Below are 5971 nucleotides of genomic sequence, written 5' to 3'. Positions count from 1 at the left end.
CGGGGATGTCAACATATCTGGCGTTGACTTTTGGCACGCTGTTGAGTTCTCAAGGAACGGACGCTTCCTTCGAGCCGCCTTCCAGCGGGCCCTCCAGGCGCTTCGTTCTTTCGTGTTTCCAGCTTATCAGATGTTTTCCGCTCCGTTTTCCGGGGCTTCGTCATCCAACTCGCCGACGTCTTGACCGGAGCTTTACGCCCTGTCCGACGTTCTGAACTCTAGCCGATCCCTGCTCCGTAAAGCGAATCCGACCGAAGTCCGGCGACAATCCCGATAAACACACATGCCGAATACGCACCGAGCCGCGACAAGACGCGACCCAGCTCGGACCGGGGTGGTGTTTCAGGGGATTGGCCGCTCCGGGACCGTCCGCGCCGATGCGTGTCCGGTTCTCCCTGCCAAGCGACTGGGCGACAGTACTCCTACTCCGCGTCGGAAACAAAACGGCCGACACGCACCGCCCGGAGACCGCTTCCGTAGACCGCCCCGAATGCCGGTCTACCGCGCCGACATGGCGAAGGCTTCGAGGAGCCGGTTCGCCAGCCGCGCCGAGGAGGCGGGGTTCTGGCCGGTGAGGAGGTTACGGTCGGCGGTGGTGAACGGCAGGAGGGGCAGGCGGGCCTTGACGTAGTGGGCGCCGTTGGCGCGCAGGCGGTCTTCGAGCAGCCAGGAGGCCTTGCGGCCGAAGCTGTTGAGCTTCTCCTCGGTGTTGGACAGGCCGGTCATCCGGTAGCCGGCGAAGGGCCAGGTCCCGTCCTCGTTGCGCGCGGCGAGCAGGGCCGCCGGGGCGTGGCACAGCAGGGCGAGAGGGCGGCCGGAGTGCAGGACCCGGGTCAGGAGGGTGCCGGAGACCGGGTCGCGGGAGAGGTCCTCCATCGGGCCGTGGCCGCCGGGGTAGAAGACCGTGTCGAAGTCGTCGGGGTCGATCCCGTCGAGGGCGGCGGGGCGGTCCAGCCGGTCCTGGATCGAGTCGAGGTAGTCGGCGACCTCGCGCAGCTTGGCGGGGCGTCCTGCGGTGCGGGACATGCTGAGGCGGTCGAGGGTCGGGGGTGTTCCGCCGGGGGTGGCGATGGTGATCTGCCACCCCGCCGTGGCGAAGGCGCGGTGCGGGACGGCGAGTTCCTCGCCCCAGAAGCCGGAGGGGTGCCGCGTCCCGTCCTTCAGCGTCCAGTGGTCCGCTGCGGAGACGACGAAGAGTGCCTTGACGGGTGTTGTTGCCATGTCTTCCTCCGGAAGAGAGGTCGGGCGCGGGCGCGCCGGGGTCGAAGCTACGGCGCATGAGGCGTACCGGGAACGCCGCCGCGCCGGGCGGCTGATCAGGCCGTTTCGGGACTGCGGGTGGCCAGCCAGGTGCGGTAGCGGCGCAGGGCCTTGCGTTGTTGGAGCTGTTCGGCGGCCAGGGCCACGGCGGGGCGGGTGCCGGGGGCGGGGGTGCGGCCGGCGGCGAGGCGGCGGAGTTGGTGGCGGACCTGGGCCATGCCGGCGGCGGAGGCGAGTGCCTTGTCGGACCAGGTCACCGGGCGCAGCGCGCGGTCGAAGTCGGTGCCGGCGGCCCAGCGGTGGGGCAGGTCGGGCGTGACGGCGAGGGCTGTGCCCATGCCGACGACGGCGATGCCGTCCGCGAGGACCCGTTCGGCGGTTTCGCGCCGGGTGATGCCGCCGGTGAGCATCAGCGGGATCCGGCTGGTGCGGACCAGGTCGGCGGCGAGGTCGAGGAAGTAGGCCTCGCGGGAGCGGGTGCGTTCGTCGGCGGGGCGGCCGGTCATCGCCGGGCTCTCGTAGGTGCCGCCGGAGAGTTCGACCAGGTCGACGCCGAGGGGCGCGAGCATGGCGATCACCTGCTTCGCGTCGTCCGCGTCGAAGCCGCCGCGCTGGAAGTCGGCGGAGTTGAGCTTGACGGCGACGGCGAAGGAGGGCGGGACGGCGGCGCGGACGGCGCGGACCACGTCCAGCAGCATCCGGGCGCAGTTGGCCAGGGAGCCGCCCCAGGCGTCGGTGCGGGTGTTGACCAGCGGGGAGAGGAACTGGGAGAGCAGGTAGCCGTGGGCGGCGTGGATCTCCACCCCGTCGAAGCCGGCTTCGGCTGCCCGGCGGGCGGTGGTGGCGAACCGCTCGACGGTCTCGGCGATCTGCTCGGGCGTCATGGTGGTGGGCCGCCCGAAGCGGCCGCTGTGCCGGCCGAGGTCGACGCCGACGTCCGAGGGGCCCCAGACCACGCCCGGCATGCCGGAGGGCACCTGGCGGCCCGGGTGGTTGATCTGCATCCACACCGCCGCGCCGCCGGACTTCGCGGCCCGGGCCCACTCGGTGAAGGGTTCCAGGGGTGCGGCGGCGTCGAGGACGACGCCGCCCGGGCCGGTGAGCGCTTCGGCGTGGACCATGACGTTGCCGGTGATCAGCAGGCCGCTGCCGCCCGTGGACCAGCTGCGGTAGAGGTTGAGCAGCCGCCGGTCGGGCAGTTGGCCGTCGCCGGCCAGGTTCTCCTCCATGGCGGCCTTGGCTATCCGGTTGGGCAGTACCGCGCCCGAGTCCAGGCGCAGCGGTGCGAACAGGTCGTTCGCCATCGGGGTCTCCTCGCCCTCGACTACAATGTTTGCACTGCTCACATTAAGACGGCAATGTGAGCAGTGCAAACATGAGTGAGGGTGACCCATGCCACAGCAGACCGGCTCCTACCACCACGGCGACCTGCGCACCGCCTGCCTGCGCGCGGCCCGCGACCTGCTGGAGGAGGACGGCAGCGCCGCGCTGTCCCTGCGCGCCGTCGCCCGCCGGGCCGGCGTCTCGGCGACCGCCCCCTACCGTCACTTCGCCGACCGCGACGCGCTCGTCTCCGCCGTCGCCGCGCAGGGCTACCGCGAACTCGCCGGGCACCTCGCCGCCGCGCACCCCGCCCCGCGGGCGGCCGAGGACCTGGCCGCCGTCGCCGCCGCGTACGTCCACTTCGCGATCGACCGGCCCGCGCTGTTCCGGGTGATGTTCGCCGAACCGTGCGACCCCTCGAACGCGGAACGGGCCGCGGCGACCACCGCGATGTGGGAGTACGTCGGCGGGATCGTCCACGCGGCCTTCCCCGGCACCGACCCCGAGGCGATGTCCACCGGCGTGTGGGCACTCGTGCACGGCCTCGCCTTCCTCCATCTCGACGGAAAGCTCGACGCCGCCGACCCCGCCGCGGTGGACGACCGCGTCCGGGCAGTGGTTCGCACACTGGTGACCACCGCCGGGCCCGGCACCGGGGCGGAATCGAGCCGGTGATCCGGGCCGGGGACCACCGGCGGTCCTTATTCTTGGCGCCCGACCGGTTGGTACCCCTAGGATCCCTCCGACCTACCGGATCGGCCGGAACACGAGGTCACAGTCATCGGGGGGACATCGTGGGTGTCGTCGTGGGCGGAATAGTCGCCGTACTGGCAATAGCGCTGGTGTGGTGGGTGGTCCGGACGTACAACCGGCTGGTCCGGCTGCGCAACCAGACGCAGGCGTCCTGGGCGCAGATCGACGTGCAGCTGAAGCGCCGGCACGAGCTGATACCGAACCTGGTCGAGGGCGCCCGCGGGTACGCCGCGCACGAGCGGGAGACGCTGGAGGCCGTCGTGACGGCCCGTGGGGCGGCGACCGACGCCGGTCTCGGGGTCGTCGGCAAGGCCGCCGCGGAGGACGCGCTGACCGCTTCCCTCGGCAAGCTGATCGCCCTGGGCGAGGCCTACCCGCAGCTCAAGGCCGACCGTCACTTCGCCACGCTGCAGACCGAGTTGGCCACCGCCGAGGACAAGATCGCGTACGCGCGGCAGTTCTACAACAGCGCCGTCCAGAGCTACCACACCGCGCTGGAGAGCTTCCCGGGGAACCTGGTCTCGCAGATCGGCGGCGCGCACGGCCGACGGGAGTACTTCGAGGCCGGGGCCGCCGCCCAGGACGCACCCCAGGTGAGGTTCGCATGAGCCAGAGCCTCAGCGCCGGCCTGAGCGCCGGCCTCGGCACCAGCATGAGCCAGAGCCTCGGCACCAACCTCAGCGCCGGCCTGAACATGAGCCTCGAGGACCAGTTCTACTGGGCCGGCGTCGGCCTGCTCGTGCTCTGGCTCGCCGTCTTCGGGCTCGCCCTCGCGCTCACCCGCAACGGCGCCGTGCACCCCGGCCCGGCCACGCAGGAGTTCGGCCCCGAGCCGGAGCGCCCTGCCGTCGTCGCCCTGCTGGCCAACCGGTGGCGCTCGGTCGACCACGCCGCCGCGGCGACCCTGCTCGACCTCGCGGCCCGCGGCCTGGTCGAGGTGCGCCAGCCCGCCGACGACCCGGCGCAGAGCACGGTGCACGTCACCGGCAAGGAGGCCGCGGACCTGACGCCGTACGAACGGCGGGTCCTCGCCCGGATCACCGAGCAGGCGGGCGAGGCCGGCGCCCCGATCGGCGCGATCGCCTTCCGCGCCCAGGAGCGCGCGAGTGCGTGGAACGCCGCGCTGCGCAAGGAGATCGTCGCCGAGGCCCGGCTGCGCGGGCTCTCCCGGTCCCGGTTCGCGCCCATGCTGTCCGGTGTGCTGGCCGTCGCCGCGTTCGGGCCCGGGGTGCTCCTCGGGCTGGGCGGCACCACCGGCGGGCACAGCATCCGCGGCGCGATCGGGGTCGGGGTGCTCCCGTCGATCCCGCTGATGTACGTGCTGACCAGGGCGCTCGGCGAGCGCGCGACGCGGTTCGGGCTCGAACGCGCGGGGCACTGGGCCGGCGTCCAGGGCTGGCTCCGGGCGCACGAGGACTTCGCCCCGCTGCCGCCCGCGTCCGTCGCCGTGTGGGACCGCTACCTCGCGTACGGCGCCGCCCTCGGCGTCACCACCCAGGCCACGCGCCTGCTCGGCTTCGACGCGGGCGACAAGCGCCGTGTCTGGTCCTCCTACGGCGGCGTCTGGCGCCCGGTCCGGATCCGCTACCCCCGCCTCCGCCCCGGCTTCGGCGCCACCCCCGCCCAACTGCTCCAACTCGCGGGCGCCGCAGCCGTGGTGGCCGTCGGCCTGGCCCTGTTCGCCGCGCTGCGCCAGCCCGAATGGGCGGTCACGTCCGGCCCCGACGCGAGCCACTCGCTGCGCCGCCCAGGGCTGCTGCTGACCCTCGGCTGGGTCGCCATCGGGCTGCTCGCGATCGCGGCGGCCGGCCGCTTCGGCCGCTGGACGCTCTTCCTGGCGTTCCTCGCGACAATGCCCGGCAACTACGCCAGCGGCCACGGCTGGCTGATCCACGGCATGGACAGCTCGGGCCCGCTCCCGGGCGAGACCGCCGCGATCGCCGTCTTCGCCGCGGTCACCGCCTGCTACCTCGTCCTCGCCGTCCTGGAGCGGCGCGCCCCGCACACCGTCACGGGTGAGGTCCTGCGCCTGGAACCGCGCAAGCGCGAGAAGGCACCGCGGTTCCTGGCGGTGGACACGGGCGACACGGACCGCACCATCGCCTGGGCCTTGCCGGCCGGGGCGCCGGAGCTCGCGCCCGGAAGCGTGGTCCGGCTGGCGGTGTCGCCGGGCACCCGGACGGTCAGGTCCGTGGAACTCCGCACCGCCTGACGAGAGTTGGCGCGAACCGACGGGATGCACCACGAACTGACGGGTGCCTCGCGAACGCCCCCGCCGGCAGGAGCCGATCAGCCCGCCCGTTCCCGAGGGAGGACGGCGCGGACGACGGCGCCGGCGGGGGCGTTGACGGCGGTGAACGTGCCGCCGAGCTCCTCGGCGCGTTCGGCCATCGAGCGCAGGCCCACCCCGGCCGTGGAGGTGCCGGTGGGGAAGCCCGCGCCGTTGTCGGCGACCTCGACGGTGACGCGGTCGGACGGGGCGTGCAGCGTGAGCCGGGCGCTGGTCGCACCGGAGTGCCGGACCACGTTGTTGAGGGCCTCCCCGCTGATCCGGTAGACGGCGACCTCGACGGCGGCCGGGAGCGCGGGCAGCGGGTCGGGGCGCAGGTCGAGGGTCACCCGGAGCGACCGGCCG

At 73.1% G+C, this 5971-nt stretch carries 6 protein-coding genes; 3 read left to right on the top strand and 3 right to left on the bottom strand.

Going from position 1 to position 5971, the window contains the following annotated elements:
• Nucleotides 1–498: 498 nt before the first annotated feature.
• Complete coding sequence (locus tag AB0O00_RS27250; RefSeq protein ID WP_363656085.1) at nucleotides 499–1221, bottom strand: type 1 glutamine amidotransferase domain-containing protein; 723 nt, start codon at nucleotides 1219–1221, stop codon at nucleotides 499–501.
• Between the two features lie 95 nt (nucleotides 1222–1316).
• Nucleotides 1317–2564 (bottom strand): NADH:flavin oxidoreductase/NADH oxidase family protein, encoded by a 1248-nt coding sequence (locus AB0O00_RS27245; RefSeq protein WP_363656083.1) that lies wholly within the window; start codon nucleotides 2562–2564, stop codon nucleotides 1317–1319.
• Nucleotides 2565–2652: 88 nt separating this feature from the next.
• Between AB0O00_RS27245 and AB0O00_RS27240 the strand changes: the two genes are divergently transcribed.
• The 3 genes from AB0O00_RS27240 (at nucleotide 2653) to AB0O00_RS27230 (ending at nucleotide 5548) form a co-directional block, all read left to right on the top strand.
• Nucleotides 2653–3258, top strand: a complete 606-nt coding sequence (locus AB0O00_RS27240) for a TetR/AcrR family transcriptional regulator (protein WP_363656081.1) — start codon at nucleotides 2653–2655, stop codon at nucleotides 3256–3258.
• A 119-nt stretch (nucleotides 3259–3377) separates the two neighbouring features.
• Nucleotides 3378–3944, top strand: a complete 567-nt coding sequence (locus AB0O00_RS27235) for a LemA family protein (protein WP_363656079.1) — start codon at nucleotides 3378–3380, stop codon at nucleotides 3942–3944.
• Nucleotides 3941–5548 carry a hypothetical protein gene (locus AB0O00_RS27230; protein WP_363656077.1) on the top strand — a complete coding sequence of 536 codons (1608 nt, stop codon included), beginning with the start codon at nucleotides 3941–3943 and terminating at the stop codon, nucleotides 5546–5548. Before AB0O00_RS27235 ends, AB0O00_RS27230 begins: the two co-directional genes overlap by 4 nt.
• Nucleotides 5549–5625: 77 nt before the next feature.
• Here AB0O00_RS27230 and AB0O00_RS27225 read toward each other — a convergent pair.
• Nucleotides 5626–5971, bottom strand: a 346-nt coding sequence (locus AB0O00_RS27225; RefSeq protein ID WP_363656075.1) for an ATP-binding protein, incomplete at its 5' end; no start/stop codon positions are given.

This window comes from Kitasatospora sp. NPDC093558, from assembly GCF_040683475.1.
Taxonomy (GTDB): Bacteria; Actinomycetota; Actinomycetes; order Streptomycetales; family Streptomycetaceae; genus Kitasatospora.
This window is presented reverse-complemented; position numbering and strand designations above follow the sequence as displayed.